The 18,277-nt window shown below is 61.8% G+C and carries 15 protein-coding genes; 7 read left to right on the forward strand and 8 right to left on the reverse strand.

The features are described 5' to 3' along the window. Window positions 1-225: 225 nt before the first annotated feature. Window positions 226-1,263: a glycosyltransferase family 4 protein gene (locus PR017_RS10445; RefSeq protein ID WP_240539167.1), complete on the forward strand. Its 1,038-nt coding sequence runs from the start codon at window positions 226-228 to the stop codon at window positions 1,261-1,263. Window positions 1,264-1,302: 39 nt separating this feature from the next. Here the strand turns inward: PR017_RS10445 and der are convergent, their stop codons facing one another. The 3 genes from der to PR017_RS10460 form a co-directional block, all read right to left on the reverse strand. Continuing rightward, on the reverse strand, window positions 1,303-2,778 hold the full coding sequence (gene der / locus PR017_RS10450; RefSeq protein ID WP_111222631.1) for a ribosome biogenesis GTPase Der: 1,476 nt from the start codon (window positions 2,776-2,778) through the stop codon (window positions 1,303-1,305). A gap of 16 nt (window positions 2,779-2,794) precedes the next feature. Continuing rightward, window positions 2,795-3,478 carry a tetratricopeptide repeat protein gene (locus PR017_RS10455; RefSeq protein ID WP_111222630.1) on the reverse strand — a complete coding sequence of 228 codons (684 nt, stop codon included), beginning with the start codon at window positions 3,476-3,478 and terminating at the stop codon, window positions 2,795-2,797. Between the two features lie 119 nt (window positions 3,479-3,597). Further along, on the reverse strand, window positions 3,598-4,185 hold the full coding sequence (locus PR017_RS10460) for an NnrU family protein (protein WP_111222629.1): 588 nt from the start codon (window positions 4,183-4,185) through the stop codon (window positions 3,598-3,600). Window positions 4,186-4,275: 90 nt separating this feature from the next. Between PR017_RS10460 and PR017_RS10465 the strand changes: the two genes are divergently transcribed. Continuing rightward, entirely contained in the window at window positions 4,276-5,298 is a 1,023-nt protein-coding gene (locus tag PR017_RS10465) for a polysaccharide deacetylase family protein (protein WP_111222628.1), read from the forward strand. 5 nt (window positions 5,299-5,303) lie between these two features. On the opposite strand, the gene PR017_RS10470 is transcribed toward PR017_RS10465, so the two are convergent. Beyond that, on the reverse strand, window positions 5,304-6,446 hold the full coding sequence (locus PR017_RS10470; RefSeq protein ID WP_111222627.1) for an FAD-dependent monooxygenase: 1,143 nt from the start codon (window positions 6,444-6,446) through the stop codon (window positions 5,304-5,306). A gap of 71 nt (window positions 6,447-6,517) precedes the next feature. Here PR017_RS10470 and PR017_RS10475 point away from each other — a divergent pair, with 71 nt between their 5' ends. After that, window positions 6,518-7,174, forward strand: coding sequence for a TetR/AcrR family transcriptional regulator (locus tag PR017_RS10475; protein WP_111222626.1), 657 nt, complete (start codon window positions 6,518-6,520; stop codon window positions 7,172-7,174). 236 nt (window positions 7,175-7,410) lie between these two features. Here the strand turns inward: PR017_RS10475 and sbmA are convergent, their stop codons facing one another. The 3 genes from sbmA to PR017_RS10490 form a co-directional block, all read right to left on the reverse strand. Further along, window positions 7,411-8,676, reverse strand: coding sequence for a peptide antibiotic transporter SbmA (gene sbmA, locus PR017_RS10480; protein WP_111222998.1), 1,266 nt, complete (start codon window positions 8,674-8,676; stop codon window positions 7,411-7,413). Between the two features lie 236 nt (window positions 8,677-8,912). Beyond that, window positions 8,913-9,665: a type I methionyl aminopeptidase gene (map, locus tag PR017_RS10485; protein WP_111222625.1), complete on the reverse strand. Its 753-nt coding sequence runs from the start codon at window positions 9,663-9,665 to the stop codon at window positions 8,913-8,915. Window positions 9,666-9,792: 127 nt separating this feature from the next. Then, on the reverse strand, window positions 9,793-10,284 hold the full coding sequence (locus tag PR017_RS10490) for an SRPBCC family protein (RefSeq protein WP_111222624.1): 492 nt from the start codon (window positions 10,282-10,284) through the stop codon (window positions 9,793-9,795). Between the two features lie 152 nt (window positions 10,285-10,436). On the opposite strand from PR017_RS10490, the gene PR017_RS10495 reads away from it, so the two are divergent. Then, entirely contained in the window at window positions 10,437-11,645 is a 1,209-nt protein-coding gene (locus PR017_RS10495) for a TIGR03862 family flavoprotein (protein WP_111222623.1), read from the forward strand. 95 nt (window positions 11,646-11,740) lie between these two features. Here PR017_RS10495 and glpK read toward each other — a convergent pair whose 3' ends face one another. Further along, window positions 11,741-13,234 (reverse strand): glycerol kinase GlpK, encoded by a 1,494-nt coding sequence (gene glpK / locus PR017_RS10500; RefSeq protein ID WP_111222622.1) that lies wholly within the window; start codon window positions 13,232-13,234, stop codon window positions 11,741-11,743. Between the two features lie 162 nt (window positions 13,235-13,396). On the opposite strand from glpK, the gene PR017_RS10505 reads away from it, so the two are divergent. Genes PR017_RS10505 through xdhB form a run of 3 tightly spaced genes read left to right on the forward strand, consistent with a single transcriptional unit; the run spans window position 13,397 to window position 18,015 of the window. Beyond that, entirely contained in the window at window positions 13,397-14,170 is a 774-nt protein-coding gene (locus tag PR017_RS10505; RefSeq protein WP_111222621.1) for a 3-hydroxybutyrate dehydrogenase, read from the forward strand. 42 nt (window positions 14,171-14,212) lie between these two features. After that, entirely contained in the window at window positions 14,213-15,679 is a 1,467-nt protein-coding gene (xdhA, locus tag PR017_RS10510) for a xanthine dehydrogenase small subunit (protein ID WP_111222620.1), read from the forward strand. After that, window positions 15,679-18,015: a xanthine dehydrogenase molybdopterin binding subunit gene (gene xdhB / locus PR017_RS10515; protein ID WP_111222619.1), complete on the forward strand. Its 2,337-nt coding sequence runs from the start codon at window positions 15,679-15,681 to the stop codon at window positions 18,013-18,015. Before xdhA ends, xdhB begins: the two co-directional genes overlap by 1 nt. The last annotated feature ends 262 nt before the right edge of the window (window positions 18,016-18,277 follow it).

Genomic DNA, 18,277 nt, shown 5'->3' on the forward strand with positions numbered 1-18,277 from the left:
CGATGTGCGTTTCGGACTTCCGCCGGCCAGACCTAAAGCTGCATCTCCCTGAAAGCAAACCGTGTGGTGTAATATTTCCATCATCGACGACCGTCACAATGGCTATGCCCGGAATCATCGGATGGCGTGGGATGTTCCGCGCCGCCACGATCAACCGGATGGAACGATCGACCCATGCTGCAACGTCTATCGAACATCGCCCCCGGGAAATCGACGGCGCCAGCCATGGCTCTCGGCGAGCGGTTGCTGATCGTGACCGATGCCTGGCATCCGCAGGTCAACGGCGTGGTGCGCTCCATCGAGAACACCAATCGCGAATTGACGCGCATGGGCGTCACGGTCTCCATGCTGACGCCCGAGGGCTTTCGCAGCATCCCCTGCCCGACCTATCCGGAAATCAGGCTGTCGCTCGCCAGCTACCGGCGCGTTGCCGCCGCGATAGAGGCAACGCAGCCATCCTATGTGCACATCGCCACGGAAGGTCCGCTGGGGCTGACGGCACGGCGATGGTGTGTGCGCAACGGCATGCAATTCTCCACGACTTACCATACCCGCTTTCCCGAATATGTCGCAGCCCGGCTGCCGATTCCGAAGTCCTGGCTCTATGCCTTCATCCGCTGGTTCCACAATGGCGGCTTCGGCTGCATGGTGGCGACGCCAAGCCTTGCCGCCGAACTTAAAGCAAAGGGCGTGCGCAACCTGTTGCCGTGGAGCCGCGGCATCGATGCGACGCTGTTCAGGCCCCAGACACAGGAAGATGCGCCGTTCGGCCTGCCCCGGCCGATCTTCATGACCGTCGGGCGCGTCGCCACGGAGAAAAACCTGCCTGCATTCCTGGATCTCGACCTGCCGGGATCTAAAGTGGTGGTGGGTGGGGGACCGGATCTGGAGGATCTGAAGAAGCGCTATCCGGATGTGCTGTTCACCGGCGCAAAATTTGGCGAGGAACTGGCCAGCGCCTATGCGCAGGGCGACGTGTTCGTCTTTCCGTCGGTGACAGACACCTTCGGCAACACCATTCTCGAAGCGCTGGCGAGCGGCGTTCCGGTCGCAGCCTACCCGGTCACCGGCCCGGCCGATATTCTCGGCGATTATCCGACCGCCGGCGCCGTCGACAAGGACCTCAGGAGCGCCTGCCTGCGAGCGCTCTCATGCTCGCGAGAGGCAGCCCGCACACTCGCGCTCACCTATTCCTGGGAATCCGCAACGCAGCAGTTCCTCGACAACGTGCGGATCGCAAACGGCAAGATCAGACGACGCTGACGACCGACGCAGAGGCGCGCCGGCACCGGTGCCGAAGGATCAGCGTTCCTTCTTGCGCTTGCTCGGATAGGGATTTTTCCGCTTGCGGTTCTCGAACGGATTTTCCGACGCATGGAAATGGATCCGGATCGGCACGCCCGGCATCTCGAAATCCTCGCGCAACCCGTTGGTCAGATAGCGGATATAGGATTCCGGCAAGGAATCCGGCCGGGTGCAGGAGATCATGAAACCCGGCGGGCGGGCCTTGACCTGCGTCATGTATTTCAGCTTGAGCCGGCGACCGGAGACGGCGGGTGGCGGATGCTGGACCTGACGCGCATCCAGCCAGCGATTGAGCTTGGCGGTGGCGATGCGCTTGTTCCAGACCTTGTCGGTATCGATGATCGACTGCATCAGCCGATCGAGGCCATCGCCCGTCTGCCCGGCAATCGTCACGGCACGGATACCGCGCGCCTGCGGCAGCAACCGGTCGGTCTTTTCCCGCAGCTCCGCCAGCACCGTCTGACGGTCCTCGATGAGGTCCCACTTGTTGAAGGCGATGACGGCCGCACGGCCTTCGCGAATGACGAGGTCGACGATCTGCAGGTCCTGCTTCTCGAACGGTATCGTCGCATCGAAGACGATGACCACCGTCTCGGCAAAGCGGATTGCCCGGAGCGTGTCGGCGACCGAAAGCTTTTCCAGCTTCTCGGTGACGCGTGCCTTACGGCGCATGCCGGCGGTGTCGAACAGCTTGATGGTCCGGCCGCGCCAGGCCCAGTCGACCGAGATAGAATCGCGGGTGATGCCGGCTTCGGGTCCGACCAGCAGACGGTCCTGGCCGAGGAAGCGATTGATCAGCGTCGACTTGCCGGCATTCGGACGACCTACGATGGCGACGCGCAGCGGCTTCGTCTCGTCGTACTCCGGCTCTTCTTCCTTCTCGTCGTCAAACACATCGTCGCCGTCGAGCGGCAGCGAAACATCCGTCTCGGCCACGTCGTCATCGTCTTCCTCGATTTCCGGCGGGTAGGCGCGGTCCTGGCCGATGGCCGCTACGATGGCGTCGTGAAGGTCGATCATTCCCTGGCCATGTTCGGCCGAAATCGGGCAAGGATCACCGAGCCCGAGGGTGAAGGCGTCATAGAAACCGCCATCGGAGCCTTTGGCTTCCGACTTGTTGGCAACCAGTACGACAGGCTTGCCGCGCCGGCGCAGCAGCTCGCCGAACACCTTGTCGAGCGGCGTCAGGCCATACTTGGCATCGACCACGAACAACGTGAGGTCTGCCTCCTCGATGGCAGCTTCGGTCTGGGCGCGCATACGGCCCTCGAGCGAATCCTCGTGGGCTTCTTCGAGACCGGCCGTATCGATGATGGTGAAATGCAGGTCCATCAGCTTGGCATCGCCCGGACGACGGTCACGGGTGACGCCCGGGGTGTCATCGACGAGCGCCAGCTTCTTGCCAACCAGGCGGTTGAACAAGGTGGACTTGCCGACGTTCGGGCGACCGACGATCGCAACCGTGAAATTCATGGCGATTGGTGTTCCTTTAGCCCTGGGTCTGCGGGGCTTTGCCCGAAGCTTCGATATTATCAAGCATCATCTGGGCACGATTGGCAATATTGCGGGGTGACTGCTGGTCGCTGACGATGGCCTGGAACCACTGCCGGGCCTTGGCGAAATCGCCGGCCTTGTAGGCGGAAAGACCGAGGACTTCGCGGGCAGAATGGCGGAAGGCACTAGCCGGCACGGCCATCTCCTCGGCGAGCGCGGAGACCTGTTGATAAGTCCCGGTATCGACCAGCAGGAAGGCGGCGCGCAGGCGGGCGGCGTCGGCGATAACGGAGGGAACGCCGGACTGCTTGCTGATCGCCGTGAACGCGGCCACGGCACCTGATGTGTCGCCCTTCTGCGCCTGCAGCGAGGCGGCACGCATGCTGGCGAGCAGCGGATAGGCGCCCTTGCCGTCTTTTTCGATGGCAGCGAGGGCTGCCAGTGCATCGTCTGTCTTGTTCTGGTCGGCCAACGCCAGTGCCGCGAGGAACTTGTCGCCGTTGTCGCCGGCCTGATGGGTTGCCCAGTAGCGATAGCCGACATAGCCGGCCGTTCCGATAACGACCAGCACTGCGAAGCCGATGATCAGGCGGCCGAAACGGCGCCAGACGAACTGCATCCGGTCGGAGCGCAGTTCCTCGTTGACTTCGCGGATGAAGCTGTCGTCGTTGAATGCCATTCTCGTCTCCGGCTCCGGCCAAAACTTGCATGCATAAAAGGAAGCGCGGCGGCAGGATGCAGCGCATGAACGCGCCTTCTACCCGATTTTGCGCCCGTTGTAAGGGGGAACCGCAGAAATCACATCATTGCCAGCGGCGAAACGCCGATAAGCCACTCATGCAGCTTCCAGATGATGGCGCCCCAGAGCGCGATGCCGAGGACGACCGCCGCCGCATCGTATTTCGCTGACACGAACGGGCGTGGGGTGATTTCGCCGGCCCGCGCCCGGCGCTTCAACGAGATCCGCACGACGACACCCCAGGCGAGGAAGGACACAAACAACAGCACACCGGCGCTGTCGCCGTTTGCCAGAAGATGGGCGAGCGCCCAGATCTTTACCGCCAGCACCGTCGGATGCTTCGTCTTGGCGGCGATATGGCCGGCCGGCAGCAGGCCGGCCACGAGACAGATGCTGGCGATCAGCATCAACGTCAAAGTGATGTGCGACGCCCAGGCCGGTGGCGAATACAGCACCGTCGTCTCGTAGCGCGCGATGCTGAAGGCGTAGATCAGCAACACCAGCGTCAGGAGGCTGGCGACAGACTGCAGGACGATCCAAGCTGGACGCCCGAGGCGCGCGATCATCGACAGCCGGAACCCCGGCGCCAGCGCCTGGATCAGGTGAACGCCGAGAAAAAGTATGATGCTGACGACAAGCAAAGCCATGGGGAAATCCTTTGAATCAAGACAATCATCCCTATCGCCTCGGGTTGAAAATTGAAAGCAGCATCAAAGCTTCGCCGCATTCCTCATCCAATGGCCTCCGTCGAGCAAATTGACACGGTGCTTCTTTTGCGTTTCATCCCCGCCTCCGCCTCCGCCCTCGCCCTTTCCTTGCTGCTGCCGGCCGTGAGCAATGCCGACGAGAAACCGAAGCAGATCGTGCTGATTTCCTTCGACGGTGCCCATGACAACGCGCTCTGGACGAAGAGCCGAGACATGGCTCGGCGCAATGGCGCTCATTTCACCTATTTCCTCTCTTGCACCTTCCTGATGAACCGCGATCAGGCCAAGGCCTATCGGGGACCAGGGCACAGGCCCGGCAAGTCGAATGTCGGCTTCGCCCATAGCGACGAGGAAATCCGCACCCGCATCGCCAACATCTGGGGTGCCCACCAGGAAGGCGCCGACATTTCCAGCCATGCCTGCGGCCATTTCGACGGCAAAGATTTCAGCAAGGCCGACTGGCTGCAGGAATTCAAGGCAGCACAGGTAGCACTGCGCGATGCCTGGAAGAATTCCGGCGCCCCGGCCAACGAACCTGAGGGCTGGCAGGACTTCGCCACCCACGACGTCAAGGGATTTCGCGCACCCTATCTCTCCACCAGCGATGGCCTTGTTGCCGCCGAGAAAGAAATGGGCTTCGTCTACGACGCCAGCCTCGTCACCCGTGGACCCATGCTGCCGAAGACCGAAAATGGCCTGCCGCGTTTCGGACTACCCCTCATCCCGGAGGGCCCGGACCATCATCTGGTGATCGGCATGGACTACAATCTCTATGTCCACCACTCGAAAGGCGTCGAGGACCCCGCCAATTCGAAAGCCTATGAGGATCGCAGCCTGGACGCCTACGAAGCCGCGTTCAAGACGCAATATGACGGCGACCGCATCCCCCTTCAACTCGGCTTCCATTTCGTCGAGATGAACGCCGGCGCCTACTGGCGTGCCCTCGACCGCTTCGTCGGCGACGTCTGCCACAAACCGGACGTCGCCTGCGTCAGCTATTCCGAAGCCCTGCCAATGATCGCGGCACGGGGCAAGACGTCGTCCGGGCTTTAACTCCGTCACCGGGCAGCTGGCTCGTCAACAGCCGCTTCCGTCTCCGGGGCGAACATCGTCTTCCCGAAGCTTACTGCCTCGTTCTGAATCTTTTCGACGAAAGGGCGAAGGTTTGTGTCGTAGTCCCGAAAGGCGGCGGCGAAATCGTCGCCATGGCGTTGTAGAGCGTCTGAAATCGCTGCAGCCCCAATGATCGCCATCGACCCGCCCATTCCGGCAAACGGCGAAGGGCAGTATCCGGCATCTCCCACAAGAGCAACTCGGCCCTTCGACCACGACGGCATACGTATCTGACAAATTTTATCGAAGTAGAAATCGCCCGCCGCATCGACTTCCCCGAGCAGTTCCGGTACCCGCCACCCGATCCCATCGAACCGGTCAAGGATCAACTGGATCTGCTGCGCCTTATCAAGGTGATCGTACGTCAGTTCTTGCTCGGAATGAAAGCCAAGGGCGATGTCGGTCCTGCCTTCATAGCCGTTCAGCATGGCCATTCTGCCCGGAACAGTGTAAATTTCCGTCACATCTGGCTCGATCAAGGCTTTCTGTACCACCTTGAGAAAGGCATATGTCTCGAGGAAATACACGTGCTCCTCATCATTGCCAAACGCCAGACGCCGCGTATTGGATCGCATGCCGTCACAGCCTAAAATAAGGCTAAACGCCTGGGAGGAGCCATCGGAGAACCACGCAACCACACAGTCTTGCTGCTCTTCCAGGCGGGTGATCGATCGTGCGAAAAAAATGTCGACTTTATTGGCAACGGCTTCAAAGAAAATGTCGAGTAGAACATCCCGATCGACCTCATATTGTTCGTCAGGGCCGCCCCTGCTGACGGCTTGGGCTGGTAGCAGGGCCTTCGTCACGCCGTTGGCGTCCTTGAACTCGGTGCGGCGCGGCGGCAAGCTGCGCGCTCGGACGGCGTCCAGGAGACCCATGCGTCTGAGGATGTCGATAGTCTGTTCCTTGATGTCTACCGGGGTGCCGCCCTTTCTCAGTCCGTCGGCGATCTCAACGACCGTGACATGGTAGCCGAGCTTGTTCATCCAATAGGCCGTGGCAAGCCCGGCAAAACTTGCGCCGGAAATCAGCACTGTAGGACAGGATAGCACGGAAGATCTCTCGACGTTGGATTGCTGCTCTTTCATAGTGCCATTCCTTCGGCCATCGGCTATACTGAAATCATATATATACTCAGTACAATTAAAGGCAATTGCTTATGGCGACATTTCCGGACCGACGCACCCGCAAGCGGCTCGTCACACGCCAGACCATCTCGGACGTCGCCACGCGTTTGTTTTTCGAGCGGGGGTTTGATCGGGTGACGGTGGACGAAATCGCCGAAGCAGCCGATGTCGGTCGAATGACTGTTTTCAACCACTTTCCACGCAAGGAAGACATGTTTTTTGATCAAGATCAGGAGGCTCGGGATATGCTTCTTGAAGCTCTTGTTGCGCGCGATCCCACGATTGCCCCGCTTGAATCAATACGCCTTTTGGCACATCGGCTTGTCGCGGAGAATCGTCCCTATATTCGTTTTTTCGACGGGAGCCGTCTTTTCGTGGAGACTGTCGCGGCAAGCGAGGCACTCAAATCCCGGGCACGGGCCATTCGCGACGAAGTAGCGCAATCTCTTACTGCAGCACTCGCTCTGACGGCAGGCCGACCTGAAGGTGATCCCGATGCGCATCTGGCCGCTAGCCTGATCTTGGCCACGTGGACAGTTGCCCTGATCCAGGCACACGAGTCATTCCGGCGCGATAGTGACAGCGAAGCGGCGAAGGGGATCTTTCTGGCTGTCGCAGACAAAGGATTTCTCGGAATTGCTGCGACGATGGCGGATACGCCATATTGCGAGCCTGCTGAGCATCAGTAGGTAGTCCGCAAGGTGCAGCGTCACATATCTCTTACCGGCGCATTGTGGCCAAGCGGTCAAGAAATCGCTAATATTCGGAGCAAAATCAATATCTTAAAAATTAGAGACTATCACTCTCGCAACACTCAACCGCAAAATCAGACTGTACCGGCAGATATTTGCGATACCAAATCATTCGACATTTCAGTTGAGGGCCGACTTTCCCGGCCAGCCCTCTGGTATTGTCGCTGGATGTCCTAAGTTTCCGGGTTCTCGTTCAGCCCCTGGCGCTCAAGATAGTGCCGGTCGATGGCTGGCAGGGGCTCGTCGTCGATGGCTGCCTCGAAGGACTTGAGGCGCTTGTGGATCGATAGCAGCTCGATGATCGTCGTCCAGGAGTTGACGAGATACTGGAAGGAGTTGCTGACCTGTCCAAACGCTGTCGAGATCTGCTGGAAGATGCCGTAGGTGATGGTACCGGCGACAATCGTCGGCACGAGCATGAAGACCACGAACAGCGCGTCCGCCTGGACATAGAAATAGCGGGCGACGTTGAAGTACAGGTAGTGGAAATACATCCGGTAATAATTGCGCCGGACGTTTCCGAACAGCTCCGTTAGCGTTGCCGGCTGGGCGCGATCCGCATGGTCCTCGCCGTAGACGAGTTCCTTGCGATAGGCTGCCTCGACGCGCTGGTTGCGGAAGTTCAATCCAGGCAGCTTGATGCCGGCGACAGCCAGCAGCACGGTCCCGAAGACAGACCAGAACAAGGCCAGCCAGAATAGCGAATTTGGCACCTTGCCGATGAACGGCAGATCGGTGACGTAGTTCGACAATGCGAGCAGGATAGGCAGGAACACCACCAGCGTCATGACGGAATTGATGAGCGTGATGCCGAGCCCTTCGAGCGTGCTCGAAAAACGCATCGTGTCTTCCTGAACACGCTGCGATGCACCTTCGATGTGACGCAACTTTTCCCACTTCGACGCATAGAAATTGTTCATCGCCGTGCGCCAGCGGAAAATGTAGTGGCTGGTGAAGAAGTCGGTGACGATCGAGACGAACATGCTGAGAAAGGCGATCTGCGCGAACACGATCATCAGGTCGTAGAAATTCTCGACCGATATGCCGGGTTTCTTGGACAACGCATTCTGCAGCAGGTCGCCGAACGGCCGGCGCCAGTTATTGACGACGACGCTGATCTGGACACCGAAATAGGTAACGAAGATGATCAGCGCGGAGCCCCAGACGGACCACAGCTTCCATGGGTGATTGATCGCCTTCAGATGCCAGAAACCGCAGAAGATGATGCCCGACAGGAAGAAGTATCCGTAGAACCAGAGATTCTCGCGCAGCAGGAAGAACGACAGGTCGATCGGCTGCTGATCTTCCGGAACGGGTCCGAAGCCTAACGTCACACCGAGATGCGCGGCACCGAGGTACCAGCCAAAGATCGCAACCAGCGTCCAGACGATGAGGGAGGTGAAGAACACCTTGGGCTGCGGAAAGAAGGAATGAAACACAGAGATCGCTTTCCTGAACGGGAAGATGGGAAGCATCAGCCGATGCTGATTTTGCGGGAACCTAAGGCAGTTCCAAAGCAGCGGCAACGCTCTTCCCGCTTTCTTACACATTTGTAACGGCTTGTTCCCAGGATATCACCCGATTGCTGAGCGCATCGGCGCCACGCACCACCGGGAAGTTGCAGCTGGCTTCCCATGCCCGCGTTTCCGACGCTCATGCCGATCGGGCAGGCGCCTTATTCGTCCGCCAGCGTCAAGATCACCGGCCCGTTGCGGGTGGCGATGACGGTGTGTTCGAACTGTACGGTAGGCGCGCGCGGATCGCTGTAGAGGGTCCAGGCATCGTCGCCGCCCTCGGCCCAACTGGCGCCGAGCGACAGGAAAGGCTCGACGGTGAAGACCAGCCCGTCCTGCATGATCCGCGTCTCGCTCGGATCGGCCCAGGTCGACACCTCGGCCGGCTCCTCGTGCAGCGAACGGCCGATGCCGTGGCTCGCCAGATTGGCGATCAGCGTATAGCGGTGCTTGGCAGCAAAGGCGCCGACGGCCTTGCCGATCTGCAGGAAAGGCACGTCGCTGCGCACCTGGTTGAGGCCGACCCACAGCGCCCGCTTGCCATCGCGGCAGAGACGCTCGATCTTCGGCTTGACCGGCGGCACCGTGAAGGATGCGCCCGTATCGGAAAAGAACCCGTCCTTTTCAGCCGACACATCCAGATTGACGAGATCGCCGGCCGCAATGACGCGCGGGCCGGGAATTCCGTGCGCCACTTCCTCGTTTACGCTGATGCATGTCGCGCCGGGAAAGCGATAGACGGTCTCGGGCGCCGACCGTGCACCGGCGTCTTCAAGCGCCTTGCGGCCGATAGCATCGAGCTCCAGCGTCGTGATCCCCGGCTCGAGAGCGGCCGCCATCACCTTAAGCGCATTGGCGCAGATGCGGCCGATGTCCTTCATCTTGGTGAATTCGTCGTCGCTTGAAATGATCATCGAAACAGGATTCCGGCTCTAGCGGCCCTGTCGGGCCAAACGGATGGAATGCTGGCTTTCGCGCCTCCTCACTCGTCCGTCAATGCCTTTTTCCCTGTGAGCCCGTCATTTGCGGCCTATCCAGCGCTCAGAGCGTCGCCACCAGCGACGCAAGCTGGTCGGCGCACTGGCCCCAGCCCTCGTGAAAACCCATGTTCTCGTGGGTCTCGCGATCTTCCGCGCTCCAGTGCAGCGCCCGAGCGGTGTAGCGCGTCTGGCCGTTGCCGATGTCCTCAAACGTGACGATGGCGGTCATGAACGGCTTGGCGGAGGGTATCCAGGCGCTGGTGAAGGCGTCGGTGAAGACCAGCTTGCGGTTTTCGACGACATCCAGGTAGACGCCGCGGTTGGGATACTCCACGCCATCCGGCCCGAGCATCACGATGAAGCTGGTGCCGCCCGGACGCGGATCGAGCTCGGCGGTCGTTGTCGTGAACGGCAGCGGGGCAAACCATTGCTTCAGCAGTTCCGGCTCCGTCCATGCCCGGAACAGCTTGTCGGGCGTCGCTGCAATGACCCGCGTCAGCGACAACTCGTGGCGGACGACATCGGCTTCGCGGACCGTATCTTCTTCGCTCATGGGACATTCCTCCTCGGTGATTGCCTGGACATATGCAGCAGCGCAAGTCTAGGACAAGTCCGGGATCGCGCCAATGGCTGCATGCCTGGACGCAGTGCTTGCACCTTTCCCCGTCACGCGCGAGAAGAGGCAGAAATCCGATCGGTGAGACGATGACCAGAAAACAGATTGCCATTATTGGCGCCGGCCCCGCAGGTCTCATGGCCGCTGAGGTGCTGGCCAGTTCCGGCCACGCCGTTACCGTCTATGACAGCATGCCGAGTGTCGCGCGCAAATTCCTGCTGGCCGGAAAGTCAGGCCTCAACATTACCCATTCGGAAGACCACGCCGCGTTTGCCAGTCGCTTCGGCGGCTCCAATCCCAGGCTTCGCCCTGCCCTCGACGCCTTTGGCCCGGATGCGGTGCGGCGATGGGCGGCAGATCTGGGCATCGAAACCTTCGTCGGCTCCTCCGGCCGTGTCTTTCCCCGCGCCATGAAAGCCTCGCCCCTACTGCGCGCCTGGCTGAAGCGCCTGCAGGCCGAAGGCGTCACCATCCTTGCGCGACATCGCTGGATCGGCTTTGCCGATAACGGCCATGTTTTCGAGACGCCGGAGGGCAAACGCACGCTACCCTCAGATGCGACCTTGCTGGCATTCGGCGGAGCCAGTTGGCCAATGCTCGGTTCGGACGGCCACTGGACGACAGCGCTCGCAGGTGCAGGTGTCGAGATCGCGCCGTTCCGCCCGGCAAACTGCGGCTTCGATGTCGAATGGAGCGAGGATATCGTCACTCGCTTTGCCGGCGCACCGCTGAAATCCGTGACGGCCACCTCGGACGCCGGCACGTTTCCGGGCGAATTCGTCATCGGCCAGCATGGCATAGAGGGCAGCCTCGTCTACGCCCATGCCGCAGCCCTTCGCGACCGCCTCGAGAGAACCGGCAGCGCCAGCCTCACGATCGACCTTGCACCGGGGCGAAATGCAAACCGGCTGGCAAAGGACCTGGCCCGCCAGGGCGCGAAAGCCAGTCTCTCCAATCGCCTGCGCAAGGCAGCGGGCATCGAGGGCGTCAAGACCGCGCTGCTGCGGGAATTCGTGCCCGCCGCCGATCTTGCCGATCCGGACCGTCTCCCCGGCTGGATCAAGGCGCTGCCGATCCCGGTTCTCCGGCCGAGGCCGATAGCCGAGGCTATCTCCTCTGCCGGCGGCATCGCCTGGGCTGCCATGGACGAGGACCACATGCTGAAGGCCCGACCCGGCACCTTCGTCGCCGGCGAGATGATCGACTGGGAGGCACCCACCGGCGGCTACCTGCTGACGGCGTGCTTTGCTACCGGCCGCGCCGCCGCCAACGGTCTGGATGCCTGGCTCAAGCGCTGAATGAAGCAGTTGAATCGGCCTTCCCGCCGAATGTCGCAAGCGATTCATCCGATTCGGTTTTTTCAGATCCTGCGGGACTGGAGATTCCGGTCTGACTACCCGCCGCTCAGGGTCCGACGAACAGCATCCTTCCAGCCCTTGAGCTTTACCGCGCGCATCGCCTCCTCCATCTCGGGCACGAATTGCCGGTCGACGACCCAGGCCTTGGCGAAGGCCTCGCGCTGTGGCCAAACGCCAGCGCGGCTGCCGGCAAGCCAGGCGGCCCCGAGAGCCGTCGTCTCGAGAATCGTTGGGCGATCTACCGGCGCATCGAGCAGATCGGCCAGCCGCTGCATGGTCCAGTCGGAAGCGACCATGCCGCCATCGACCCTCAGCACCGTCTCGTCCGCGCGCTTCTTCCAGTCCTTGTGCATGGCGTCGAGCAGGTCGCGGGTCTGGTAGCAGACCGCTTCCAGCGCCGCATGGGCGAATTCCGCCGGGCCGGTGTTGCGCGTCAGCCCGAAAATGGCACCGCGCGCATGGGCATCCCAGTGCGGCGCCCCGAGCCCGGTAAAGGCCGGTACCATATAGATCTCCTGCGCAGCGTCGGCCCGAGCCGCAAGCTCGCCCGATTCCGACGCAGAGCCGATCAGCCCCATGCCGTCGCGCAACCACTGGACCGCAGCACCGGCGATGAAGATCGAGCCTTCGAGCGCATAGGTCGTCCTGCCGTCGAGACGGTAGGCGATGGTGGTAAGCAGCCGGTTCTTCGAGCGCACCCTGTCAGTGCCGGTGTTCAGCAGCGCGAAGCAACCGGTGCCATAGGTCGACTTCATCATGCCGGGCTCGAAGCAGGCCTGGCCGATCATGGCCGCATGCTGGTCGCCGGCGACGCCGAGAATGGGGATAGCGGCGCCGAAGATGTCGGGGTCGGTGACACCGAAATCGGCAGCACAATCCTTGACCTCAGGCAGCATCGCAGCCGGCACCCGCAGGATCTCGAGCAGTTCCTCGTCCCAGGCGTTGTCAGCGATATCGTACATCAGCGTCCGCGACGCATTGGTGGCATCGGTAACGAAGCTCTTGCCGCCGGTCAGCCGCCAGATCAGGAACGTATCGATCGTTCCGAAGCACAATTCGCCCTTGGCAGCGCGAGCGCGGGCACCCTTGACGTTGGCCAGCACCCAGGACAGCTTCGTGCCGGAAAAATAGGGATCGAGCAGCAGGCCGGTGCGCTTCGTAAACAGCTTTTCGAGGTCCTGGCGTTTCAGCTTTTCGCAGTAGGCTGCAGTCCGCCGGTCCTGCCAGACGATTGCGTTCTGGATCGGCTTGCCGGTATCGCGCTCCCAGACCACGACCGTCTCGCGCTGGTTGGTGATGCCGATCGCGGCGATCTGGCCGGCCTCGATGCCCGCAGCGGCGATGGCATCGCGCACGGTCGAAAGCACGCTCTGCCAGATATCCTCCGGATCGTGCTCGACCCAGCCGGATTGCGGATAGATCTGCGGGAACTCCATCTGGCCGACGCCTGCCACCTTCATCTTGTCATCGAAGATGATCGCCCGCGTCGAGGTTGTTCCCTGGTCGATTGCCAGAATGTAGCCGCTCATATGATGTCCGTCCTTCTCCCGAGACGACACCAATAGGACAGGCCCGCCCGTCTGAACAGAAAGCAAATGGTAAAATTATTGCCGCCGGCGGCAGATTGTCAGTTGCAGAACTTTGGGACTAACCTCAAATTAAAGTAGCATCGCGCGGACAGAGAGCAGAGCATGGCCAGAACAGTCGTCGTCACCGGCTCCACCAGCGGCATAGGCCTTGCCATCGCCAGCGCCTTTGCCGGCAGGGGCGACAATATCGTCATCAACGGCTTCGGCGAAGCTGACGAGATCGAGGCCATCCGCGCCAGCCTCGAGGCGTGCGGCGGCAGTGTCCTGTACCATCCGGCCGATATGACGAAGCATGCCGAAATCGCCGACCTGATCGCCACCGCTGCCGCAGCCTTTGGCGGGGTCGACGTGCTGGTCAACAATGCCGGCATCCAGCATGTCGCCCCGATCGAGGAGTTTCCGCTCGACCAATGGGACCGGATCATCGCCATCAACCTCTCCAGCGCCTTCCACACCATGCGTGCGGCAATTCCCTTCATGAAAGCTGAGCGCTACGGCCGGATTATCAACATCGCATCGGCCCACGCCCTCGTCGCCTCGCCCTTCAAAAGCGCCTATGTCGCCGCCAAGCACGGCATTCTCGGCCTCACCAAGACGGCGGCGCTGGAGCTTGCCGAATTCGGCGTGACGGTGAATGCCATCTGTCCCGGTTACGTGCTCACACCGCTGGTAGAGCGCCAGATCCCCGATACCGCAAAGGCGCGCGGCATGACGGAGGAGCAGGTGAAGACCGAAGTGCTGCTCAGGGCACAGCCGACGCGCGAGTTCGTCAAAGCAGAGGAGATCGCTGCTTTGACGCTCTATCTGGCCAGCGACGAGGCGCGCCAGGTCACCGGAACGCACGTCTCGATTGACGGAGGATGGACTGCAGCCTAACCATGGCAGGTTGAAAGTTTATGACAAACGGCAAGAGGCTCCATGAACGACACGATCCGGTTCATCCTGAATGGCGAAGACATCGCCCTGTCGAGCCTGCGGCCGACGGAGACCCTGCTGGATTTCCTGCGCATCGGCAGGCACATGACCGGCACCAAGGAAGGATGCGCCGAGGGTGACTGCGGTGCCTGTACCGTGCTGGTCGGGAGGCTGATCGACGGCGGCCTGCATTACGAATCGGTCAACGCCTGCATCCGCTTCGTCGGCTCGCTTCACGGCACCCATGTCGTCACCATCGAGCATCTGGCAGCAAAGGATGGCACGCTCCATCCCGTGCAGCAGGCGATGGTCGACTGCCACGGCTCGCAATGCGGTTTCTGCACACCCGGCTTCGTAATGTCACTCTACGGCCTCTGGCTTGCCAACGAAAAGCCAAGTCGCGCCGCCATCGAGAAGGCCTTGCAGGGTAATCTCTGTCGTTGCACCGGCTACGAGCCGATCGTCAAGGCGGCCGAACAGGTGAGCCTGCTGCGCCCGAGCGCGCTGTTCGATCCTTTGCAAAAGACCCGCGCCGATATCATGGCACGGCTCTGGGCGCTCCAGAGCCGCGAGACGATCACCGTATCTTCGGGCGATGAGCGTGTGATCGTCCCCGGCTCCCTGGACGATCTCGCCCGCATCCTGGCACAGGAGCCGGATGCCACCGTCGTTGCCGGCTCCACCGATGTCGGCCTTTGGGTCACCAAGCAGATGCGGGTGCTGAACCCGGTCGTCTTCATCAACCACCTCACTGAAATGCAGTCGATCACATCGGGTGACGGCGGCTTTACCATCGGCGCCGGCGTCACCTATACGCGCGCCTTCGAGACGATCGCCGCCCGCGTGCCGACACTCGGACGGCTGATCGACCGGATCGGCGGCGACCAGGTGCGCAACATGGGAACCATCGGCGGCAACATCGCCAACGGCTCGCCGATCGGCGACAGCCCGCCGCCGCTGATCGCTCTCGGCGCCACCGTCAAGCTGCGCTCGGCGTCCGGCACCCGCCAGCTGCGGCTGGAAGACTTCTTCATCGCCTACGGCAAGCAGGACAGGCACCCGGACGAGTTCGTCGAAAGCATCTTCGTGCCCTACCCGGCCGACGATGCGCAGTTTGCGGTCTACAAGATCACCAAGCGCCGCGACGAGGACATCACTGCCGTTCTCGGTGCCTTCTATCTGACGCTGGACGCTAACAACGACGTCCACGACATCCGCATCACCTTCGGCGGCATGGCCGGCACCCCGAAGCGGGCCCGCACCGTGGAAGCGGAACTCATCGGCAAGCCCTGGACCGAGGCCACCGTCGCGGCGGCGCGTCACGCCTTCGATGCAGACTTCCAGCCGCTCACCGACTGGCGTGCCACCGCCGAATACCGGCAGCTGACGGCCAAGAACCTGCTGCTGCGCTTTTATCTGGAGACCACTGGCGAACCTCAGGAACTCAGGCGCTTCGAGGAGATGGCGTGATGGACAAATCCACCTTCGAGAAGCGGAAGATTATCAACGGCGCCATGCACGCGTCGCTGAAGCACGATTCGGCGCACAAGCATGTCACCGGCGCTGCCGACTACATCGACGACATCCCGGAGCCCGCCAACCTCCTGCATGGCGCGCTGGGGCTTTCCGACCGGGCCCATGCGGAGATCGAGGGCATTGACCTTTCCGCCGTAGCCGCCGTCCCCGGCGTGATCTGGGTGATGACCGGCGCCGACGTGCCTGGGATTAACGACGTCAGTTCGAACGGCAAGCACGACGAGCCGCTGCTCGCCGAAACAAAGGTCGAATTCCACGGTCAGCCGATCTTCGCCGTCATCGCGACGACGCGGGAGATTGCGCGCCGTGCCGCGCGGCTGGCCAAGATCGACTATCGCGACCTGCCGCACTGGAGCGACATCGATGGCGCGCTGGCCAACGGCGGCCCCGTCGTCTACGAGCCTATGACCCTCAAGCGCGGTGAACCCGAGACCGAGATGGCAAAGGCACCGCAGCGGCTGAAGGGCCAGATGCGGATCGGTGGCCAGGAGCATTTCTATCTCGAAAGCCATATTGCCATGGCTATCCCCGGCGAGGACGACGAGGTGACCGTCTGGTCGTCGACCCAGCATCCGAGCGAAATCCAGCATATCGTCGGCCACGTCCTCAACATCCCGTCCAACGCCGTGACCGTCAACGTCCGCCGGATGGGCGGTGGCTTCGGCGGCAAGGAGACCCAAGGTAACCAGTTTGCAGCGCTCGCCGCCATCGCCGCGAAAAAACTCAACCGCGCCGTCAAGTTCCGCCCAGACCGCGACGAGGACATGATCGCCACCGGCAAGCGCCACGATTTCCTCGTCGATTACGAAGTCGGCTTCGACGACGACGGCCGCATCCACGCACTCGACGCCACCTTTGCCGCTCGCTGCGGCTTCTCCTCCGATCTGTCCGGCCCGGTCACCGACCGTGCGCTTTTCCACGCCGATTCCAGCTATTTCTATCCGCACGTCCATCTGGTCTCGAAGCCGCTGAAGACCCACACCGTCTCGAACACCGCCTTTCGCGGCTTCGGCGGTCCGCAGGGCATCGTCGGCGCCGAGCGCGTCATCGAGGAGATCGCCTATGCTGTTGGCAAGGATCCACTGGATATCCGCAAGCTGAATTTCTACGGTCAGCCGGGCTCCGGCCGGACGCTGACCCCCTATCACCAGGAGGTCGAGGACAACATCATCGGCCGTCTCGTCGACGAACTCGAGACCTCCGCCGACTACCGGGCCCGTCGCAAGGCGATCATCGAATTCAACCGCAGCAGCCGTTACATCCGCAAGGGCATCGCGCTGACGCCTGTCAAGTTCGGCATCTCGTTCACGATGACTGCCTTCAATCAGGCCGGCGCACTCGTGCATGTCTATCAGGATGGCTCGATCCACCTGAACCACGGCGGCACCGAGATGGGCCAGGGCCTCTACACCAAGGTCGCCCAGGTGCTGGCCGAGGCCTTCCAGGTCGATATCGAGCGAGTGAAGATCACCGCGACGACCACGGCCAAGGTGCCGAACACCTCGGCCACGGCCGCCTCCTCCGGTTCCGACCTCAACGGCATGGCAGCCTATGACGCCGCCCGGCAGATCAAGGAGCGGCTGGTCGCCTTCGCTGCCGCCAAGTGGAATGTCGAGCCGGCCGACGTCATATTCCTGCCGAACCGGGTTCGTGTGGGCGAGATCGAGATCCCCTTCCCCGATCTCATCAACCAGGCCTATTTCGCCCGCGTCCAGCTCTCCGCGGCCGGCTTCTACAAGACCCCGAAAATCCACTGGGACCGCAAGGCTGGCCGTGGCACGCCGTTCTACTATTTCTCCTACGGCGCCGCGTGCTCGGAAGTCTCCATCGACACGCTGACCGGCGAATATCTGATCGACCGCACCGATATCCTCCACGATGTCGGCAGGTCGCTGAACCCGGCCATCGACATCGGCCAGATCGAAGGCGCCTTCGTGCAGGGCATGGGCTGGCTGACAACGGAGGAGTTATGGTGGGACGCCAAGGGCCGCCTGCGCACCCACGCACCCTCGACCTACAAGATCCCGCTCGCCTCCGACCGGCCGAAAATCTTCAACGTCAAGCTCGCCGAATGGTCGGAAAATGCCGAGCCGACCATCGGCCGCTCAAAAGCCGTCGGCGAACCCCCCTTCGTGCTCGGCGTTTCCGTGCTCGAAGCCCTCTCCATGGCCATCGCCAGCGTCGCCGACTACCGCCTCTGCCCCAGACTCGACGCTCCCGCTACGCCCGAGCGGGTGCTGATGGCCGTAGAGCGGCTGAAAGGCCTATGAGGACGAAGGACTTGCCGATATCCCGCCCCGGACCGCAACTATGGTGCCGGGACACCCAAGCCACACCGAAAAACCCTCGGCAAATCATCACCTCCCCTCATTCCTGTGCCGGCAACAGGACTCCAGCCACGGCGTGTCTGCGCCTTGAGGGCACGCTTCCAGTAGCAACAGGAGATCTTTCGCGCCCAATGACTTGGGCGCACTGGATTGCTGTGATCCGCACAGGAATGAGGGAGACCGGGGGGACTTCCTTGATGCTCTC

This window comes from Rhizobium tumorigenes (assembly GCF_003240565.2).
In the GTDB taxonomy this organism is placed as follows: domain Bacteria; phylum Pseudomonadota; class Alphaproteobacteria; order Rhizobiales; family Rhizobiaceae; genus Rhizobium; species Rhizobium tumorigenes.

What these genes read in the sequence shown, in the direction of transcription:
- PR017_RS10445 (WP_240539167.1), top strand. Translation starts at nt 226, where the DNA reads ATGGCTCTCGGCGAGCGGTTGCTGATCGTGACCGATGCCTGGCATCCG.
- der (WP_111222631.1), bottom strand. Translation starts at nt 2,778, where the DNA reads ATGAATTTCACGGTTGCGATCGTCGGTCGCCCGAACGTCGGCAAGTCC.
- PR017_RS10455 (WP_111222630.1), bottom strand. Translation starts at nt 3,478, where the DNA reads ATGGCATTCAACGACGACAGCTTCATCCGCGAAGTCAACGAGGAACTG.
- PR017_RS10460 (WP_111222629.1), bottom strand. Translation starts at nt 4,185, where the DNA reads ATGGCTTTGCTTGTCGTCAGCATCATACTTTTTCTCGGCGTTCACCTG.
- PR017_RS10465 (WP_111222628.1), top strand. Translation starts at nt 4,276, where the DNA reads ATGGCCTCCGTCGAGCAAATTGACACGGTGCTTCTTTTGCGTTTCATC.
- PR017_RS10470 (WP_111222627.1), bottom strand. Translation starts at nt 6,446, where the DNA reads ATGAAAGAGCAGCAATCCAACGTCGAGAGATCTTCCGTGCTATCCTGT.
- PR017_RS10475 (WP_111222626.1), top strand. Translation starts at nt 6,518, where the DNA reads ATGGCGACATTTCCGGACCGACGCACCCGCAAGCGGCTCGTCACACGC.
- map (WP_111222625.1), bottom strand. Translation starts at nt 9,665, where the DNA reads ATGATCATTTCAAGCGACGACGAATTCACCAAGATGAAGGACATCGGC.
- PR017_RS10490 (WP_111222624.1), bottom strand. Translation starts at nt 10,284, where the DNA reads ATGAGCGAAGAAGATACGGTCCGCGAAGCCGATGTCGTCCGCCACGAG.
- PR017_RS10495 (WP_111222623.1), top strand. Translation starts at nt 10,437, where the DNA reads ATGACCAGAAAACAGATTGCCATTATTGGCGCCGGCCCCGCAGGTCTC.
- glpK (WP_111222622.1), bottom strand. Translation starts at nt 13,234, where the DNA reads ATGAGCGGCTACATTCTGGCAATCGACCAGGGAACAACCTCGACGCGG.
- PR017_RS10505 (WP_111222621.1), top strand. Translation starts at nt 13,397, where the DNA reads ATGGCCAGAACAGTCGTCGTCACCGGCTCCACCAGCGGCATAGGCCTT.
- xdhA (WP_111222620.1), top strand. Translation starts at nt 14,213, where the DNA reads ATGAACGACACGATCCGGTTCATCCTGAATGGCGAAGACATCGCCCTG.
- xdhB (WP_111222619.1), top strand. Translation starts at nt 15,679, where the DNA reads ATGGACAAATCCACCTTCGAGAAGCGGAAGATTATCAACGGCGCCATG.